The 1,240-nt window shown below is 39.4% G+C and carries 1 protein-coding gene; it reads right to left on the bottom strand.

All coding sequences use genetic code 11. From position 1 onward, the window contains the following. A partial coding sequence (locus EGI26_RS07470; RefSeq protein ID WP_255077450.1) for a hypothetical protein occupies positions 1–1,240 on the bottom strand: 1,240 nt, incomplete at both ends.

Raw genomic sequence — 1,240 nt, 5'->3', positions numbered from 1 at the left:
GTTCGTCTTCCAATCGTTTCTTTTCTAATGCCAATTTCTGAGTTTTTTCTAATTCCAATTGTTCTTGTTTGAGTTTTTCGGCGGCCAATCGTTCATCCTCTATTCGCTTCTTTTCCAAAGCTAACTTCTGGGCTTTTTCTAATTCCAATTGCTCCAGTTTGAGTTTTTCAGCGGCTAAACGTTCGTCTTCCAATTGTTTCTTTTCTAAAGCCAATTTCTGAGACTTCTCTAATTCCAATTGCTCCAGTTTGAGTTTTTCGGCAGCCAAACGTTCGTCTTCCAATCGTTTCTTTTCCAAAGCCAATTTCTGAGCCTTCTCTAATTCTAAAGCTTCTTGTTTGAGTTTTTCGGCGGCCAATAGTTCATCCTCTATTCGCTTCTTTTCCAAAGCTAACTTCTGGGCTTTTTCTAATTCCAATTGCTCCAGTTTGAGTTTTTCAGCGGCTAAACGTTCGTCTTCCAATTGTTTCTTTTCTAAAGCCAATTTCTGAGACTTCTCTAATTCCAATTGCTCCAGTTTGAGTTTTTCGGCAGCCAAACGTTCGTCTTCCAATCGTTTCTTTTCCAAAGCCAATTTCTGAGCCTTCTCTAATTCTAAAGCTTCTTGTTTGAGTTTTTCGGCGGCCAATAGTTCATCCTCTATTCGCTTCTTTTCCAAAGCTAACTTCTGGGCTTTTTCTAATTCCAATTGCTCCAGTTTGAGTTTTTCAGCGGCTAAACGTTCGTCTTCCAATTGTTTCTTTTCTAAAGCCAATTTCTGAGACTTCTCTAATTCCAATTGCTCCAGTTTGAGTTTTTCGGCAGCCAAACGTTCGTCTTCCAATCGTTTCTTTTCCAAAGCCAATTTCTGAGCCTTCTCTAATTCTAAAGCTTCTTGTTTGAGTTTTTCGGCGGCCAATAGTTCATCCTCTATTCGCTTCTTTTCCAAAGCTAACTTCTGGGCTTTTTCTAATTCCAATTGCTCCAGTTTGAGTTTTTCAGCGGCTAAACGTTCGTCTTCCAATTGTTTCTTTTCTAAAGCCAATTTCTGAGACTTCTCTAATTCCAATTGCTCCAGTTTGAGTTTTTCGGCAGCCAAACGTTCGTCTTCCAATCGTTTCTTTTCCAAAGCCAATTTCTGAGCCTTCTCTAATTCTAAAGCTTCTTGTTTGAGTTTTTCGGCGGCCAATAGTTCATCCTCTATTCGCTTCTTTTCCAAAGCTAACTTCTGGGCTTTTTCTAATTCCAATTGCTCCAGTTT

It is taken from the genome of Lacihabitans sp. CCS-44 (assembly GCF_024343735.1).
In the GTDB taxonomy this organism is placed as follows: Bacteria; Bacteroidota; Bacteroidia; order Cytophagales; family Spirosomataceae; genus Leadbetterella.
This window is presented reverse-complemented; position numbering and strand designations above follow the sequence as displayed.